Source organism: Burkholderia sp. LMG 13014, assembly GCF_905232215.1.
In the GTDB taxonomy this organism is placed as follows: Bacteria; Pseudomonadota; Gammaproteobacteria; order Burkholderiales; family Burkholderiaceae; genus Burkholderia.
This window is the reverse complement of record NZ_CAJNKE010000906.1, coordinates 1-1686: the sequence shown is the minus strand read 5'-3', so window position 1 is coordinate 1686 and position 1686 is coordinate 1. Positions and strand designations below refer to the sequence as shown.

General features: G+C 67.4%; 2 protein-coding genes and 1 pseudogene. All 3 read left to right on the top strand.

What is annotated here, in order from left to right; translation table 11 throughout:
- A pseudogene (glyA, locus tag JYJ84_RS36025) lies at positions 1-364 on the top strand (serine hydroxymethyltransferase); the annotation flags it as partial.
- Positions 365-370: 6 nt separating this feature from the next.
- The gene (gene nrdR / locus JYJ84_RS36020; protein WP_006476792.1) at positions 371-850 is read left to right on the top strand and encodes a transcriptional regulator NrdR; all 480 of its coding nucleotides are present in this window, start codon (positions 371-373) and stop codon (positions 848-850) included.
- A gap of 153 nt (positions 851-1003) precedes the next feature.
- The gene (locus JYJ84_RS36015) at positions 1004-1567 is read left to right on the top strand and encodes a GspH/FimT family pseudopilin (RefSeq protein ID WP_175222322.1); all 564 of its coding nucleotides are present in this window, start codon (positions 1004-1006) and stop codon (positions 1565-1567) included.
- Positions 1568-1686 lie beyond the last annotated feature (119 nt).

The following is a 1686-nucleotide window of genomic DNA, read 5'->3' as shown; positions in this document are numbered from 1 at the left end:
ACTGGCTGAAACGCTGGTGAAGCGTGGCCTGCGGATCGTGTCGGGCCGTACGGAAAGCCATGTGATGCTGGTGGACCTGCGCGCGAAGAACATCACCGGCAAGGCAGCGGAAGCAGCGCTGGGTGCGGCACACATCACGGTGAACAAGAACGCGATCCCGAACGACCCGGAAAAGCCGTTCGTGACGAGCGGCGTGCGCCTGGGTTCGCCGGCGATGACGACGCGCGGCTTCGGTCCGGCGGAAGCGGAACAGGTGGGTAACCTGATCGCGGACGTGCTGGACAACCCGGAAGATGCAGCGACGATCGAGCGCGTGCGCGCGCAGGTCGCCGAGCTGACCAAGCGTTTCCCGGTCTATCGCTGATCGACGATGCGCTGCCCGTTCTGCCGGCATGACGACACGCAGGTCGTGGATTCCCGCGTGTCCGAAGATGGCGCCGCGATCCGGCGGCGCCGTCGCTGCTCGGCTTGCGACAAGCGCTTCACGACGTACGAGCGGGTCGAGCTGTCCCTGCCGTTCGTCGTGAAGAAGGACGGCAGCCGCACGGAATTCGACCGTCGCAAGATCGTCGCCAGCATGCAACTCGCGCTGCGCAAGCGGCCGGTTGCTGCCGACGCGATCGACGCGGCGGTCGCCCGCATCGAATATCAACTGCTCGCGACAGGCGAGCGCGAAGTGCGTAGCGAGAAGCTCGGCGAACTCGTGATGAACGAGTTGCGCGGCCTCGATACGATCGCTTATGTCCGCTTCGCATCGGTGTATCGCCGGTTCGAGGACGTTTCCGAATTTGCCGACGTGATCGAAGAGTTCCGTCGCGCCTCTCCCGCCAAGACTCCGCGTAAGCGCTGACGCGCTGCGTCCGTTCATCGTCTTCTCCGTTGGGTCAGTTCGCGCCGATTGTGTCGGTCGCGATCGCATGCCACCAGTCGGCCATTCGGCAAATGGTGCGCGTCCGCACACGTCGCTACAGTCGTCGCATCACCTTGGCAAAGGACGACTGCGATGGCACTGCACGCTCAACCCCTGAAATATGTGATGCGACGCTCGGGCGGGTTCACGCTCGTCGAGCTGATGGTTGCCATCTCGCTGGCGGCCGGGCTCGCGCTCTATGCGGCGCCCGCATTCGACCAGTGGCGCATGCGCGAACGCGTGGATGCACGCTCGCGCGCGTTGCTCGGCGCGCTGTCGTTTGCGCGCACCGAGGCGACGCGTCTTGGCGTGCGCGTCACGCTGTGCCGGGCCGCGAGCGGCGGCACCTGCCTGCGTGCCGGTGAGCGGTGCGCTCCGGCGGAATGGTCGTGCGACTGGATCGTCAGCGGGCAGGTCGACGGGCAGTCGCGCGTGCTGCGGCGCTATCCGCACGATGCCGAAGTGGCCGTCGCGGGCGCCGCGCACGATCTCGCGTTCGCACCGCCGGTCGGTCAGGCAATCGGTGGCATCCGGCGTTTCGAATTGCGTCCGCGACGCGACGAGCCGGGGGCGGGCGACGCGCGTGTATCGCGTTGCGTGCGGATCGCGGCAGGCGGTCGGGCCCGGGTTGTCACCGGCCGCTGCGACGCGGCGTGAGCACCATGCGCAACGCCATGCGCGGCACCTCGCTGATCGAAGCGATACTGGCCATCGCGCTGCTCGCGACCGTGATGCTGGCGGTAGCGGGCAGCCAGCTTGCGATGGCGCGTGCGCAG

Excerpts from the sequence above, each read along its gene's own strand:
- JYJ84_RS36015 (WP_175222322.1), top strand. The coding sequence starts at position 1,004 with ATGGCACTGCACGCTCAACCCCTGAAATATGTGATGCGACGCTCGGGC.
- nrdR (WP_006476792.1), top strand. The coding sequence starts at position 371 with ATGCGCTGCCCGTTCTGCCGGCATGACGACACGCAGGTCGTGGATTCC.